Source organism: Streptomyces sp. NPDC002574, from assembly GCF_042889545.1.
Lineage (GTDB): Bacteria > Actinomycetota > Actinomycetes > Streptomycetales > Streptomycetaceae > Actinacidiphila.
Window position 1 is genome coordinate 241,143 of record NZ_JBIARB010000008.1, and the last position, 13,444, is coordinate 254,586.

The 13,444-nt window shown below is 73.3% G+C and carries 14 protein-coding genes; 5 read left to right on the plus strand and 9 right to left on the minus strand.

Annotation, left to right across the window (positions count from 1 at the left end; genetic code table 11):
* Nucleotides 1-14 precede the first annotated feature (14 nt).
* From ACFYXS_RS21175 to ACFYXS_RS21195, 5 genes are read right to left on the minus strand one after another with little or no spacing between them, the layout of a single operon-like run.
* The gene (locus ACFYXS_RS21175; protein ID WP_389250323.1) at nucleotides 15-911 is read right to left on the minus strand and encodes a Gfo/Idh/MocA family protein; all 897 of its coding nucleotides are present in this window, start codon (nucleotides 909-911) and stop codon (nucleotides 15-17) included.
* On the minus strand, nucleotides 908-2,125 hold the full coding sequence (locus ACFYXS_RS21180; RefSeq protein WP_389250325.1) for an ROK family protein: 1,218 nt from the start codon (nucleotides 2,123-2,125) through the stop codon (nucleotides 908-910). Before ACFYXS_RS21180 ends, ACFYXS_RS21175 begins: the two co-directional genes overlap by 4 nt.
* 35 nt (nucleotides 2,126-2,160) lie before the next feature.
* Entirely contained in the window at nucleotides 2,161-3,030 is an 870-nt protein-coding gene (locus ACFYXS_RS21185) for a carbohydrate ABC transporter permease (RefSeq protein ID WP_319659572.1), read from the minus strand.
* Nucleotides 3,030-4,040 (minus strand): carbohydrate ABC transporter permease, encoded by a 1,011-nt coding sequence (locus tag ACFYXS_RS21190; protein WP_389250328.1) that lies wholly within the window; start codon nucleotides 4,038-4,040, stop codon nucleotides 3,030-3,032. The genes ACFYXS_RS21185 and ACFYXS_RS21190 overlap by 1 nt, the downstream gene beginning before the upstream one ends.
* 34 nt (nucleotides 4,041-4,074) lie before the next feature.
* The gene (locus ACFYXS_RS21195; RefSeq protein ID WP_389250330.1) at nucleotides 4,075-5,475 is read right to left on the minus strand and encodes an ABC transporter substrate-binding protein; all 1,401 of its coding nucleotides are present in this window, start codon (nucleotides 5,473-5,475) and stop codon (nucleotides 4,075-4,077) included.
* A gap of 151 nt (nucleotides 5,476-5,626) precedes the next feature.
* Between ACFYXS_RS21195 and ACFYXS_RS21200 the strand changes: the two genes are divergently transcribed.
* From ACFYXS_RS21200 to ACFYXS_RS21220, 5 genes are read left to right on the plus strand one after another with little or no spacing between them, the layout of a single operon-like run.
* Nucleotides 5,627-6,673 (plus strand): zinc-binding alcohol dehydrogenase, encoded by a 1,047-nt coding sequence (locus ACFYXS_RS21200; RefSeq protein WP_389250332.1) that lies wholly within the window; start codon nucleotides 5,627-5,629, stop codon nucleotides 6,671-6,673.
* 14 nt (nucleotides 6,674-6,687) lie between these two features.
* Nucleotides 6,688-7,488, plus strand: a complete 801-nt coding sequence (locus tag ACFYXS_RS21205) for a sugar phosphate isomerase/epimerase family protein (RefSeq protein WP_389250334.1) — start codon at nucleotides 6,688-6,690, stop codon at nucleotides 7,486-7,488.
* Nucleotides 7,485-8,885, plus strand: coding sequence for a trehalase family glycosidase (locus tag ACFYXS_RS21210; protein WP_389250336.1), 1,401 nt, complete (start codon nucleotides 7,485-7,487; stop codon nucleotides 8,883-8,885). The genes ACFYXS_RS21205 and ACFYXS_RS21210 overlap by 4 nt, the downstream gene beginning before the upstream one ends.
* Nucleotides 8,882-10,843: a glycogen debranching N-terminal domain-containing protein gene (locus tag ACFYXS_RS21215; protein WP_389250338.1), complete on the plus strand. Its 1,962-nt coding sequence runs from the start codon at nucleotides 8,882-8,884 to the stop codon at nucleotides 10,841-10,843. The genes ACFYXS_RS21210 and ACFYXS_RS21215 overlap by 4 nt, the downstream gene beginning before the upstream one ends.
* Nucleotides 10,840-11,262, plus strand: coding sequence for an FCD domain-containing protein (locus ACFYXS_RS21220; RefSeq protein WP_389250340.1), 423 nt, complete (start codon nucleotides 10,840-10,842; stop codon nucleotides 11,260-11,262). Before ACFYXS_RS21215 ends, ACFYXS_RS21220 begins: the two co-directional genes overlap by 4 nt.
* Before the next feature lie 10 nt (nucleotides 11,263-11,272).
* Here the strand turns inward: ACFYXS_RS21220 and ACFYXS_RS21225 are convergent, their stop codons facing one another.
* The 4 genes from ACFYXS_RS21225 to ACFYXS_RS21240 all read right to left on the minus strand — a co-directional run bounded on the left by ACFYXS_RS21225 (nucleotide 11,273) and on the right by ACFYXS_RS21240 (nucleotide 13,354).
* Complete coding sequence (locus ACFYXS_RS21225) at nucleotides 11,273-11,491, minus strand: UBP-type zinc finger domain-containing protein (RefSeq protein ID WP_389250342.1); 219 nt, start codon at nucleotides 11,489-11,491, stop codon at nucleotides 11,273-11,275.
* Nucleotides 11,492-11,547: 56 nt separating this feature from the next.
* Nucleotides 11,548-11,775 (minus strand): UBP-type zinc finger domain-containing protein, encoded by a 228-nt coding sequence (locus ACFYXS_RS21230; protein ID WP_389250839.1) that lies wholly within the window; start codon nucleotides 11,773-11,775, stop codon nucleotides 11,548-11,550.
* Between the two features lie 161 nt (nucleotides 11,776-11,936).
* Nucleotides 11,937-12,860: an NADP-dependent oxidoreductase gene (locus tag ACFYXS_RS21235; protein WP_389250344.1), complete on the minus strand. Its 924-nt coding sequence runs from the start codon at nucleotides 12,858-12,860 to the stop codon at nucleotides 11,937-11,939.
* On the minus strand, nucleotides 12,860-13,354 hold the full coding sequence (locus ACFYXS_RS21240; RefSeq protein WP_389250346.1) for a nuclear transport factor 2 family protein: 495 nt from the start codon (nucleotides 13,352-13,354) through the stop codon (nucleotides 12,860-12,862). Before ACFYXS_RS21240 ends, ACFYXS_RS21235 begins: the two co-directional genes overlap by 1 nt.
* Nucleotides 13,355-13,444: the final 90 nt, after the last annotated feature.

A 13,444-nucleotide genomic window follows, 5' to 3' on the forward strand; every position in this document is an offset into this window, starting at 1 on the left:
CGGGCCGTCCCGCGTCAGCGGACGGCGGCCTCGATGAGCTCCTGGAGGCGCAGCCCGCGCGCGGCGTCCAGTTCCCCGGGGCGGCCGGTGCGGACGGCCTCGGCGAACTCGGCGCGCAGGATCGGCCAGCACTCCTCGTGGTCGATGCCGGCGGTGTCGTAGGTCAGCTCGCCGCCGGGGCCCATGAGTTCGACCCGGGTACGGGCCTTGGGCAGGTTCACGCTCCCGGACAGGGAGGCCTGGCTGACGGCGCCGTTCTCGTGCTCGCAGGTCAGCTCGACCCAGCGGCGGGGATCGCCGGTGGCGCGGATCGCGGTGATCGGGCCGATCGCGGCGTCGAGCAGGTCGATCAGGTGCGGGCCGAGGTCGAGCAGGGCGCCCTGCTCCAGCCGCCAGCCGGTGGCGAACTCCCCGCCGAGGAAGGCCCCGTGCAGGTAGCAGGACCGTGCGCCGACGACCTGGGTGTCGCGGGCCCGGCGCAGGAAGTCCCGGGTCGCGGGGTGGTAGCGCTTGGTCAGCACCATCTGCGAGACGACGCCGGCCTCGGCGACGGCGTCCGCGACCGCCCGAGCCGCGGCCAGGTCCGGCCCGAGCGGCTTCTCCAGGAGGACCGCCTTGCCCGCCTTGGCGGCGCGCACGGCGAGTTCGGCCTGCACGGCCGGGGGCACGGCGAAGGCGACGGCCTCGCACCGGTCGAAGAGCTCTTCCGGGCTGCCGGCGGCCACCGTGCCGTAGGCGTCGGCGATCTCCTGGGCCGCCTCCGGCCGGCGGGCCCACACCGCGGCGAGCCGGGTCTCGGGACCTGCGGCGAGCATCCGGGCGTGCATGGTGCGGGCCCACGGCCCGGCGCCGATGAGGCCGACGCGTACGGGGGCCGGGCCGGCAGCCGGAAGGGGGGCGGGGCTGTTCATCGGGCTTGCTCCAAGAGGCGGTTCGGGTCCTCGGCCGCCAGGCGGGCGTTGGCCTGGTCCGGGGCGTACAGGTGCTCCACGACCATGGCGGTGGCGCCGGCGAGCGCGGAACGGTCGCCGAGGCGCGAGGTGACGACCTGCAGGTGGCGTGTGGCACGGGGAAGGGCGCGCTGGTAGAGCAGTTCGCGGACGCCCGTGACGAAGTGGGTCTCGGCCAGGTCGCCGGCGATCATCAGGACGCCGGGGTTGAGCAGGGTGACGACGGTGACCAGCACCTCGCCGCAGCGCCGGCCGGCCTCGCGGGCCAGTCGCACCGCGTCGGGATGGCCCGCGTCCAGGTGGGCGCGGACGTCCGCGGCGGAGGCGGAGGCGACGCCGAGCGCGCTGAGCTGCCCGGCCAGCGCCCGGCCGCTGGCGACGGCGGCCAGGCAGCCGTAGGAGCCGCACATGCAGCGGGCGTCCGGCGCGTCGTGCAGGCGGATGTGGCCGAGGTCGCCCGCCCCGCCGTCGATGCCGCGGAAGGGCCGGCCGTCGATGACGACGCCCGCGCCGATGCCGGTCGACACCTTCACCAGGACGAAGGCCGAGCAGTCGCGCCACGCGTCGCGCTGCTCGCCCAGGGCCATGAGGTTGGCGTCGTTGTCGACGAGCACCGGGACCCCGGCGGGCAGTCCGGCGTACCGGACGAGCGCCTCCTGCATGCGGCCCGGGACGGGGTAGCCGTCCCAGCCGGGCATGATCGGCGGACGGACGACCACGCCCGTCGACTGGTCGACGGGCCCGGGCACCGACAGGCCGACACCGCACACCGCGGCCGGGGCGATCCCGGCCGCGGCGAGCAGGCCCGCGAACCGGCGGGCGAGTTCGTCCAGGACCTGCTCGGGCCCCTCGTCGAGGAGGAGTTCACCGGTGTGCTCGGCGAGCACCCGGCCGGACAGGTCCAGCACGGCGGCGTGGGCGTGGGCGGTGTCCAGGTCCGCGGCGAGCACGACGGCGTGCGCCGGGTCGAACCGCAGGTGGAGGGAGGGCCGCCCGCCGGTGGACTGCCCGCCCGGCACCGCCTCCACCCAGCCCGCGGCGAACAGCTGGTCAAGGCGCTGTCCGACGGTCGAACGGGACAGACCGGTGACACGCTGGAGTTCGCCGCGGGTGGAGGCCTGCCCGGTGCGGATCAGTTCCAGCAGATGTCCTGCCGTGCTCCAGGGCGTTGCCATGCGTGCTCGCTCCCCCTCGTGTCGGGCCACTGCGCTCAGCTCTTGTCCGCGCCGCTGGTCAGGCCCTCGGTGAGGAGCCGTTCGGCCGCGTAGAAAAGGAGTACCACGGGAATCGTGAGCACCACCGAGCCGGCCATGAGTACGGTCTTGGGAACCTCGATGCCGTTGGCCAGCTGCTGGAGGCCGAGCGAGACCGTCCACTTGTCGGGCTTGGCCGCGAGGAACAGCAGCGCGAACAGGAACTCGTTCCAGGCGATCATGAAGACGTACAGGCCGGTGGCCATCAACGACGGCGCGGCGAGCGGGAGGACGACCCGCCGCACGGTCTGCAGCCGCGAGCAGCCGTCGAGCGCCGCGGCCTCCTCGATGCTCTCCGGGATGGTGATGAAGTAGTTCTTCAGCATGTAGATCGAGACCGGGACGGTCTGCGCGATGTAGACGATCGCGAGGCCGAACAGGCTGCCCTGGAGGCCGATCCGGGCGAAGACCACGAACAGCGGCACGGCCAGCAGCGTGGCCGGGAAGAGGTACACGGCCAGGAAGACCGCGCTGACCTGGCGGCCGCCGAAGAACTTCAGCCGGCTCACCGCGTAGGCGCCCGGGACGGACACCAGCAGGGTCAGCACCACCGTGCCGAGGGCCACGAGGGCGGAGTTGCCGAGCATCCGCAGGAAGCCCTGGCCCCCGTCGTCGACGGACTGCAGGACGGTCCGGTAGGTGTCGAAGGTGATCTCGGAGGTGCTGACCCAGAGCTTGCCGGGGTCGAGCAGGAGCTCGTCGATCGGCTTCAGCGACAGCAGCACCATGTAGTAGAAGGGGAAGATCGTGGCGACGGCGAGGCCGGCGATCACCACCCAGCGCAGGACCGCGAAGGTCCGGTCCTCGATCTGTGCGCGACTGGCCATCACGCCTCCTCCTGAACCTTCTTGGCGAAGAACTTGAAGTAGATGCCGAGCAGCACGGCGAGGATCGCCGCGAGGACCAGGGCCTGCGCGGCGGCGGCGCCCACGTCGTAGCGGGCGGTGAGGAAGTCGTAGACGCGCACGGCGACCACGTCGGTGCCGGAACCGCCGCCGGTCAGCAGGTAGACGTCGTCGAACTTGTTGAACGTCATGATGAAGCGGAGCACCGACAGCAGGGCGATGACCGGCATCAGCTGCGGCAGCAGGATGTGCCGGAAGCGCTGCGTGATGGTGGCGCCGTCCACGACGGCGGCCTCCTCGAGCCCGTCCGGGACCGCCTGGAGGCGGGCGAGGAGGAAGAGGAAGGCGAAGGGGAAGTAGCGCCAGATCTCGAAGGCGATCACGGTGAACAGCGCCAGCGGCACGTGGACGTGCCAGCCGAGCAGGGAGATCTCCTGCGACCTGGTCGACAGGAAGGCGATGGGCTTGTCCCAGCCCAGCAGGTTGGTGCCGACCTCGTTGACGATGCCGAACTGCGGGCTGAGGGCGATCTCCCAGACGAAGGTCACGGCCACCACGGGCGCCACGTAGGGCAGCAGCATGGTGCCGCGCAGCAGCGCGCGGCCCCGGAAGGGGCGGCGCAGCGCGAGCGCCGCGACGAGTCCGAGGAGGATGGAACCGACGGTGGCGCCGACCGTGTAGGCGAGCGTGGTCCACAGCGAGGTCCAGAAGCCCGGCGAGGTGAAGACCGCGGTGAAGTTCTTCCAGGTCCAGTTGGACAGGAAGTCCATACCCTGGATGTCGACCAGCCGGGCGTGCTGGAAGGCCAGCAGCACGGTCCAGGCGATCGGGAGGATCACGACGACCAGGACGACGAGCAGGGTGGGCGACACGAAGGCCAGGCCCGTCCGGTTCTCGCGCTGGGCCAGGGTCAGGGGCCGGCGTCCGCGAGGGCCTCGCGGGGTGCCTGTGGCCGGGGTTCTGCGCTGCTGGGTGGTCTGTGCGGTGCTCATCACTGCTTCCTTGAAGGACGAGGCCGGTGGCGGGTCAATGGAGGGACTTCTGCAGTGCCGCGACTTCCTCGTCGGCCTGCCTCATGGCCTCGCGCGGAGGCGTCTGGCCGGTGGTCATCTCCCCGACGGCCTTGGGGATGGGCAGCTCGCCGATGGTGGCGCCCACCAGGGCGCCCTGGCCCTGGGTGATGCCCCAGCGCTTCATGTTGCTGACGCCGGCGGTGAGCTCGTCCAGCAGCTGCGGTGAGAAGACCGACTGCAGGGGCTTCTTGGTGTCCACGCCGATGTCGCTGGCGCGCCAGGCCTTGAGGTACGTGTCGGGTTCCTCCGCGGTGCCGTCGCGGACCGGGATCTTGCCCTCGGGGGCCATGCCGAACCAGCCGGGGTAGCCGTCGCTCATCATGTAGCGGATGAACTTCTCCGAGGCCGCGGTCTCGGCGGTCCTGGTGACCACCCACGAGGAGATCTCGCCGAACTGGGCGGGGGTCGAGGCGTCGGGGCCGCGCAGCGCCGTGACGATCCCGCTGTTGTCGGAGAGGTACTGGTGGTCCTTCTTGCACTCGGGGCAGCTCGGCAGGGCGTCGTTGCGCAGGCCCGCCAGCTCGTCCAGGAGGAAGGTGGACCAGACGATCATCGAGGACTGCCCGGCGAAGTAGGTCGCCCGGGTGGTGTCGACGGTCTGGGTGCCCGGGGCGCCGAAGTCGCCGCCGAGGCGGTCGTACAGGGAGAAGGCGCGCTCGCACTGCGGGCTGTCGAGGGTGACCTTGCCGTCGCTGCCGGCGAGTTCGCAGCCGTTGGCGAGGGCGATGTCCTCGAAGCTCTGCTGGGTGAAGACGTCCCCGGGGTCGGTGGACAGCGACATCCCGTCGACGCCGCCGGTGTTGAGCTTCTGCGCCGCCTTGAGCATGGCGTCGTAGGTGTCGGGGGCGGCGAGGCCGGCCTTGGCGAAGAGGTCCTTGCGGTAGACGAGGATCTGCATCCAGGCGTCGCTGGGGACGCCGAGCCGGGTGCCGCCGTCCGCGGTGAGCTTGAGGGCGTTGGCGTTGAAGGTGCCGGCGCCGAGGTCGTCGACGACCTTCGCGGTGGCGTCGGTGTTGAGCAGGCCGTTGGTGTACATCTGCCAGACCGGGGCGAGGGGTATGCCGCCGATGACGTCGGGCAGGGTGCCGGCCGCCGCGGCCGACATGATCAGCTGGGGGAGCTGGCCCTCGTCGACGCCGACCAGGTCCACCGTGACCCCGGACTGCTTCTCGAAGGCCGCGACGTTCTTCTTCGTCGCCGCCATGCGGTCGGTGAGGTTCTCCAGACTCCAGACGGTGATCTTGTTGTCGGGTTTACCGGTGTCCTGAGCGGCGCACCCGGTCATCACCCCGATCCCCAATGCGGCGGCCAAGCCGCTCGCCAGCGCTCTCGACCGTCGGGACCACATCCCCATCAACCGTCCTCACGTCAGCCCTGCGTTACGTATGCGTTGCATCAGAACATCACTTTTGCTTGTTGACAAGACTTAAGTCTCGGATATCTTCGACGTAAGTCAGCTCGTGAGGGCTGAACGGTCTGCATAACCGAACTCTCCGGAGCCTCTTGTGGAACGCGTCGTCCAGTTCACCGGCCCCCGTCAGGTGGAGGTCGCCCCCAGCGAGTCAGCCGCCCTGCCCCCCGGCCATCTGCGCGTGCGCACCCGCTACTCCGGCATCTCCGCGGGCACCGAGCTCACCGCCTACCGCGGCACCAACCCGTACCTGACCCGCACCTGGGACGCCGAGGCCCGGCTGTTCAGGGACGGCGCGGCCGGCATCGAGTACCCCGTCGCGGGCTGGGGCTACTCCGAGGTCGGCGAGGTGACCGAAGTCTCACCCGAACTCGTCGAGGTGCCGGGCATGCCCGCCGTCGGCGACCTGGTCTGGGGCATCTGGGGTCACCGCAGCGAGGGCATCGTGCCCGCCGAGCGCATGGTCGGGCACCGGCTCCCGGCCGGCCTGGAGCCGCTGGCGGGCGCCTTCGCCCGGGTCGGCGCGATCGCGTACAACGCCGTCCTCGGCGCCGACCTCCACCTCGGCGAGGACGTCGCCGTCTTCGGCCAGGGCGTCATCGGACTGCTCACCACCCGGCTCGCCCAGCTCAGCGGCGCGCGCGTGACCGCCGTCGACGCCCTGGACGGCCGACTGGCCAAGGCCGCGGAGTACGGCGCGAGCAGCACCCTCAACGCCCGCACCGACGCCGTCGCCGAACGGATCCGCGCCGCCACCGACGGCCGCGGCGCCGATGTCGCCATCGAGATCAGCGGCGCCTACCCCGCGCTGCACGACGCCCTGCGCTCGGTCGTCGTGGGCGGCCGGGTCGTCGCCTCCGGCTTCTACCAGGGCGACGGCGTGGGCCTGCGGCTCGGTGACGAGTTCCACCACAACCGCGTGCAGCTCATCTGCTCCCAGATCGGCGGCGTGCCCCCGCAGCTCGCCGGCCGCTGGACCGTGGAACGCCTGCAGCAGACCTTCCTGCGGCTCGTCGCCGACGGCCAGGTCGATGTGAAGTCCCTGGTCAGCCATGTTGTCCCGGTCGCCGACGCGGCCGATGCCTATGTCCTGCTGGATGAGCGTCCCGCCGACGCGCTCCAGGTCGTCCTGGAGTTCTGAGAGGCCCTTCGATCATGTTCAAGACCGCTTGCCAGGAACAGCTGCTGCCCGGCGACACCCTCCAGCAGAAGTGGGAGTTCGCGCAGAGCGCGGGCTACGACGCCATCGAACTGCGCGCGAAGGGCGGCTTCCACTTCCGCGACCGACTGCCCGAGCTCCGCAAGGCCCTGGCCGACGGCGTCGTCATGCCCACCGTCTGCGTCGACATGCTGCACTTCTTCGGCGCCTTCGACGCCGAGCTGCGCCGTGACGCCCTGGAGCAGATGAAGTCGCAGCTGACCGTCATCGGCGAACTCGGCGGCCTGGGCGCCCAGACCCCCGCCTCGTACGGCATGTTCTCGCGCCGGCTGCCGCCCTTCGAGCCGCCGCGCAGCGAGGAGGAGGACCGCGAGGTCCTGCTGGAGGGCCTGACGGAGCTCGGGGAGCATGCCCGCTCCGAGGGCGTCACCCTCTTCCTCGAGCCGCTCAACCGCTACGAGGACCACATGGTCAACCGGCTGGAGCAGGCCGCCGACCTGATCCGCGCCGTCGGCCTGGACTCGGTGCGCATCGGCATCGACAGCTACCACATGAACATCGAGGAGGCCGATCCCGCGGCCGCCATCCTCGCCGTCGCACCGCTCATCGGCCACGCCCAGGTCAGCGACTCCAACCGCTTCCAGGCCGGCGCGGGCCACCTGGACTGGCCGGCCTGGCTGGGGGCGCTGGACGCCGCCGGGTACGACGGCTACCTGGCCGCCGAATGCCGGCTGACCGGGGACCCGGTCGAGGCCGTGCGCTCCGTCCCGGCCTTCCTCCACCGGGCAGCGGGATGACCTCCGTCCTCGAACCGGCCCTGCGCTCCCCCGCCGCCGACCCGGACGCCGCGCTGCGCCGCGACGCCGCGCACGTCCTGTTCTCGAACTGGACGGGCGCGGCGACCGTCCCCTCGCGCACCCTGTACCCGCACCAGTGGAGCTGGGACTCGGCGTTCATCGCCATCGGCCTGCGGCACCTGTCGCCACGCCGCGCCCAGCGCGAACTGGAGACGCTGCTCGGCGCGCAGTGGGGCGACGGCCGTGTCCCGCACATCGTGTTCAACCGCTCGGTGCCGCTGGACGCCTACTTCCCGAGCCCCGACTTCTGGCGCTCGTCCTCCGCGGGCGCCGCCTGCGGCGCCCCCGCGGACATCGAGACGTCCGGCATCGTGCAGCCCCCCGTCCACGCGCTGGCCGCCTGGAAGGTCCACCTCGCCGACCCCGCCGAGTCCCGCCGTCGCGGCTTCCTGCGGCGCATGTACCCCCGGCTCGCCGCGTGGCACCGGTGGCTCGCCTCCTCCCGCGACCTCGGGGGCGGCGGCCTGACCGCGATCGTGCACCCCTGGGAACCGGGGCTGGACAACAGCCCCGTCTGGGACACGGCCCTGGCCCGCATCGAGCCCGCGCCGCCCGCGTCCTTCCGGCGCGCCGACCTCGACCACAGCGCGGCCGCCGACCGGCCCACCGACCTGGACTACGGGCGCTACGTCCGGCTGGCCGCCACCTACCGGGACCACGGGTACGACGACGCGGTCACGCCGCACGCCTTCGCGCTGGAGGACCCCGGGTTCAACGCCCTGCTCATCGCCTCCGAGCACGCCCTGGCCGACATCGCCGAGGAGGCCGGGGCCGACCCGGCGCCGCACCGCGAACGGGCGGCGGCGGCCACCACCGCGCTGGTCGCGCGTCTGTGGAGCGCCGAGTCGGGCGTCTTCCTCGCCCGCGACCTCGTCACGGGCGAGGCCGTCCGCACGTACAGCGTCTCCGGGCTCACCCCGCTGATCGTGCCGGGCCTGCCCGACGACGTCGTGCGGGCGCTGGTCGGCACCGCGCACGGCGAGCACTTCGGTCTCGGCCGGGCGCACCTGGTGCCCAGCTACGACCTGACCGGACCCGTCTTCGACGCCAACCGGTACTGGCGCGGCCCCAGTTGGTTCAACACCGCGTGGCTGGTCCACCGTGGCCTGGCACTGCACGGGCAGGCCGAGGCCGCCGACCGGCTGCGCGCCCAGGTGCTCGCCGACGCCCGCGCCACCGGCTTCGCCGAGTACGTCGAACCCTGGAGCGGCCAGGGCCGCGGCATCCGCCGCTTCAGCTGGACGGCGGCCCTCGCGCTGGACCTGCTGCGGCAGCCCGGCGACACCCGCGACGCCGGTTTCCCTCGTCGCAACGGACAAGGAGAGCCCCGCCGATGACCGTCGATCGTCTGCTGGTCCACCGCGGCACCTTCGCCGCCACCAGCCTGTCCGGGGACATCACCGGGCGCCGCGGCGACAGCCCGGACGGCCTGTTCCTCCGCGACGCCCGGCACCTCAGCCGCTGGCGGCTCACCGCGAACGGCGCCGAGCCCACGCTGCTGACCTCGTCCGACGAGGGCTTCGTGCTCACCCCCGCGGGCGGCCGGGACGAACCGCCCGCGTACTCCCTCTTCCGCCTCCAGGCGGTCGTGGCGGGCGCGCTCACCGAGCGCGTCCGGGTGGTCAGCAACCGGGCCGAACCCACCGTCGTGGAGCTCGCGTTGGAGGCGGACGCCGACTTCGCCGACCTGTTCGAGCTGCGGGCCGACCACCGCCGCTACGACAAGTCCGGCGCCGTCAGGACCGCGGCGGAGCAGCCGGCCGGTGTCGTCTTCCGCTACCGGCGCGGCGACGACTGGACTTCACGCACCACAGTGGCCGCGTCCCCCGCGCCGGCGGACGTACGTCCCACGGACGCGCGCGACGGCGGCACCGCGCGCACGCTCACCTGGCGGTTCGAACTGCCCGGCCACGGAACGGCCGAGCTGGCCCTCACCGTGACCGCGGTGCCCCAGGGCGCCGAGGAGGAGACCTCTCCCCCCTCCCCGGCCGCGGTGCGCAACCAGCACGCGGCCGAGGTGGACGCCTTCGTGCAGGCACGGCCCCGCCCGCGGACGCTGACCTCGTGGGACGAACTCGCGCGCGCCTGCGCCACGGGGCTGGCCGACCTGGCCCGGCTGCGGGTGCCGGCCACCGGGCCGTCCGGGGAGGCGCTGCTGGTGCCCGCCGCAGGCATCCCCTGGTTCCTGACGCTCTTCGGCCGCGACTCGCTGCTCACCTCCCTGTTCGCACTGCCGTACCGGCCCGAACTCGCCGCCGGCACGCTCCTCGCGCTGGCCGCCACCCAGGGCACGCGCGACGACGACAGCCGGCTCGAACAGCCGGGCAGGATCGTCCACGAGGTCCGTCACGGCGAACTCGCGCACTTCCGGCAGGTGCCCTACGGCCGCTACTACGGCAGCGTCGACGCCACCCCGCTCTTCCTCGTCCTCCTGCAGGCGTACACCGCGGCCACCGGCGACCCCACGCTCGCCAAGCGGCTGCGGCCCCAGGCCCGCGCCGCCGTGGACTGGATGTTCGGCCCCGGCGGCCTGGGCGCGGGCGACTACCTGCGCTACACCTCCGACGCCGATCGCGGCGGGCTCGCCCACCAGAACTGGAAGGACTCCGAGGGCGCGATCTGCCACGCCGACGGCCGCCGCCCCGAGGGCGCCCTCGCCGTCTCGGAGGTCCAGGGGTACGCCTACGACGCGCTGGTCCGCACGGCCCGGCTCGCCCGCACCGTGTGGGAGGACGCCGAGGAGGCGGACCGGCTGGAGAAGGCCGCGGCCGACCTGCGGGACCGCTTCCGCAGGGACTTCTGGATGACGGACGCCGGCTTCCCCGCGCTCGCGCTGGACGGCCAGGGCCGCCAGGTCGACGCCCTGGCCTCCGACGCCGGGCACCTGCTGTGGTCCGGCATCCTCGATACTCAGGACGCCCGCACCGTCGGCCGCCGCCTGCTGCAGCCGGACTTCTTCTCCGGATGGGGCATTCGGACGCTCGCCGCGGGCCAGGCGCCGTACCACCCGCTGTCCTACCACCGCGGGAGCATCTGGCCGCACGACAACGCGGTCATCGTGCTCGGCCTCGCGCTCAGCGGCCTCCAGGAGGAGGCCTCCCAGGTCGCCCACGGCCTGGTCCGCGCGGCTTCGCTGCACGACTGGCGGCTCCCGGAGGTCATGGCCGGCTACGGCAGCGCCGATCACCCGGTCCCCGTCCCCTACCCCCACTCCTGCTCCCCCCAGGCATGGGCGGCCGCCACTCCGCTGGCGCTGCTCACAGCTCTCAACAGCGCACCTGACCTGCGCGGTTGAGACCCGGGCCCGGTGGGGGGACGGACACGGACCGTCCCCCCACCGGGGCCCGTTCCCCAGGCGGCGAGCCCGCGCTCCGCGAACTCGACGCCCTGGTGGACCGGATGGACCGGGCCACCGGCTGGGCGGAGTTCCACGGCTGCGACGAGGGCTTCCACCTCGCGGCGGCCGACGCGACGGGCGTTCCCGCGGCGGTCGCCCCGTACGCGGCCGTCGTCCGCGACCCCTACCGCTACTACCTCCCCTATCCCATGGCCGCCCTGCGCGCCTCCAATGAGGAGCACCGGGCGCTGGTCCGCGCCCTGCGCCAGGGGGACGCCGCCGCGGCGGCCGAGGTCGCCCGGCACCGTGTGCAGTCTCCGCACCGGACCATGTTCATCGGCCTCGCGCCCGCCGAGGACCCACCCGCGACGACCTGAGCTCCGGGCGTCAGCCCGTCGTGCCGTGCACGTAGCACCACCGCCACGACTCACCCGGCTGGAACGAGCGGATCACCGGGTGCCCGGTGGCCTCGTGGTGCGCGGTGGCGTGCCGGCCCGGCGAGCTGTCGCAGCAGCCGATGCGGCCGCAGGTCAGGCACAGGCGCAAGTGCACCCAGTCGCGCCGGTCGTGCGCCAGGCACCATGTCCAGTCCCTGCACCGGACCATGTTCATCGGCCTCGCGCCCGCCGAGGACCCACCCGCGACGACCTGAGCTCCGGGCGTCAGCCCGTCGTGCCGTGCACGTAGCACCACCGCCACGACTCACCCGGCTGGAACGAGCGGATCACCGGGTGCCCGGTGGCCTCGTGGTGCGCGGTGGCGTGCCGGCCCGGCGAGCTGTCGCAGCAGCCGATACGGCCGCAGGTCAGGCACAGCCGCAAATGCACCCAGTCGCGCCGGTCGTGCGCCAGGCACTCGGCGCACCCGTCCGCCGGCGGCAGGGGTGTCATGTCCGCCGGAGCCTCGTCGAGCTCGGCACAGTCCATTCGCGCCACCCGTGCCTCACATCCCCTCAACGATGTCAGCAGGTCAACGGCCCGCCCCGGGCCCGCGGGGCCGGTGCCCTCCCAGGCTACGCGCCCCCGGCGCGGACCGCGGGGCGGGCCGTGGATCACGCGATCTCCACCACGACCCTGCCCGGCACACCGCCCGCCGCCAGGGCGCGCTGCGCGTCCGCCGCGCGCTCCAGCGGGAACACCGCGCCCACCCGCACCGCGATCCGGCCCTCCCGCGCCATGGCCGCCAGTGCGGTGAAGTCCGCGTGGTCCAGCCGGCAGAAGTGGGTGCGCACGCCGGGCAGTCCTGTCTCCGCGACGGACACCACCCGCGCGCCGGGCCGGGCGGCGCCGGCCGTCGCGACGAGCGTCCCGCGGCCGGCGGCGTCCATCACCGCGTCCGCTCCCCCGGGCGCCAGCGCCCGTACCCGGTCCGTCAATCCCGGGCCGTACGCGACCGGCTCGACGCCCAGCGACCGCAGGTACGGATGGTTGCCCGGCGAGGCGCTGCCGATCACGCGGGCCCCGCGGGCCACGGCGACCTGGGCCGCCAGCGAGCCGACACCGCCCGCCGCGGCGTGCACCAGGACCGTCTCCCCGGCCGTCGGCGCGAGGACGTGCGTGACGGCCTGGTAGGCGGTCAGCCCCGCCAGCGGGAGCCCCGCGGCCTCGGTCCAGCCGAGCCCGGCGGGCTTGTGGACCAGGGTGCGCACGTCGGCGGCCACCGACTCGGCGAAGCCGCCGTGCGCGCGCTGGACCTCGCCCCGGATGTAGCCGATCACCGCGTCACCCGGGGCGAACTCCGGTGCCCCGGGCCCGGCCCGCACGACCTCCCCGGCGATGTCCCAGCCGGGGACCACCGGGAAGTACGTCTCGACGCTCGCGTCCAGCGCCCCCGCCTGACAGGCGGCATCGGCCGGGTTCAGCGCGGCGGCCCTGACCCGCACGAGCACGCTGTCGACGCCGACCTTGGGCTCCGGCAGCTCCGCGGGCTCCAGTACCTCCGGACCGCCGTAGCGGCGGTAGACCATGGCGCGCATCAGGCGGCCGGGAGGGCGATCGGCATGTCCAGCAGGACACGGTGGTGGACGATCCGCCACGCGTCACCGACGCGGCGCAGGCGGGACTCGTAGTACCCGGACTCCGTCGGCCGCACGGTGCCCTGCACCCCGAGTACGCCCTCGGGCCATCCGTCGGCCGGGCGGGGCGTCGCACGCACCTCGAAGACGACGAACTGGGCGCTCAGCCGCGCGTCGTCGCCCTCGACCACCACGATGTGGTCGGCCGTCACATGGTGGCTGGTCCCGCCCGGCGGATGGGGTGCCATGAAGTGCTCGACGGCGTGAGCGACCCCGGCCGAGCCGATCACCGGTTCCCCGACGCGCTCGTAGGAGTCCGGCCCGGTCCTGGTGAGGATCTCCACGATCCCGTCCTCCGCGAACAGGGCGCCCTGTGCCGCGCCGTCCCGCCGGTCCGTGGCCCGCACGTAGCGGGCGAGCACCTCGCTCACCGCGCGCTCGTCGTTGGTGGTCATCGGCTTCCCTTCGTCGTGCACGAACATCTGCCTGCAGTGCACCAGAGGCCGCCCGGACGGAGCCATGACCGCTTTGACAAGCATGCATAC

Coding starts and splice junctions, on each gene's coding strand:
- ACFYXS_RS21175 (WP_389250323.1), bottom strand. CDS start 911: ATGAACAGCCCCGCCCCCCTTCCGGCTGCCGGCCCGGCCCCCGTACGC.
- ACFYXS_RS21180 (WP_389250325.1), bottom strand. CDS start 2,125: ATGGCAACGCCCTGGAGCACGGCAGGACATCTGCTGGAACTGATCCGC.
- ACFYXS_RS21185 (WP_319659572.1), bottom strand. CDS start 3,030: ATGGCCAGTCGCGCACAGATCGAGGACCGGACCTTCGCGGTCCTGCGC.
- ACFYXS_RS21190 (WP_389250328.1), bottom strand. CDS start 4,040: ATGAGCACCGCACAGACCACCCAGCAGCGCAGAACCCCGGCCACAGGC.
- ACFYXS_RS21195 (WP_389250330.1), bottom strand. CDS start 5,475: ATGGGGATGTGGTCCCGACGGTCGAGAGCGCTGGCGAGCGGCTTGGCC.
- ACFYXS_RS21205 (WP_389250334.1), top strand. CDS start 6,688: ATGTTCAAGACCGCTTGCCAGGAACAGCTGCTGCCCGGCGACACCCTC.
- ACFYXS_RS21210 (WP_389250336.1), top strand. CDS start 7,485: ATGACCTCCGTCCTCGAACCGGCCCTGCGCTCCCCCGCCGCCGACCCG.
- ACFYXS_RS21215 (WP_389250338.1), top strand. CDS start 8,882: ATGACCGTCGATCGTCTGCTGGTCCACCGCGGCACCTTCGCCGCCACC.
- ACFYXS_RS21225 (WP_389250342.1), bottom strand. CDS start 11,491: ATGGTCCGGTGCAGGGACTGGACATGGTGCCTGGCGCACGACCGGCGC.
- ACFYXS_RS21230 (WP_389250839.1), bottom strand. CDS start 11,775: ATGACACCCCTGCCGCCGGCGGACGGGTGCGCCGAGTGCCTGGCGCAC.
- ACFYXS_RS21235 (WP_389250344.1), bottom strand. CDS start 12,860: ATGCGCGCCATGGTCTACCGCCGCTACGGCGGTCCGGAGGTACTGGAG.
- ACFYXS_RS21240 (WP_389250346.1), bottom strand. CDS start 13,354: ATGACCACCAACGACGAGCGCGCGGTGAGCGAGGTGCTCGCCCGCTAC.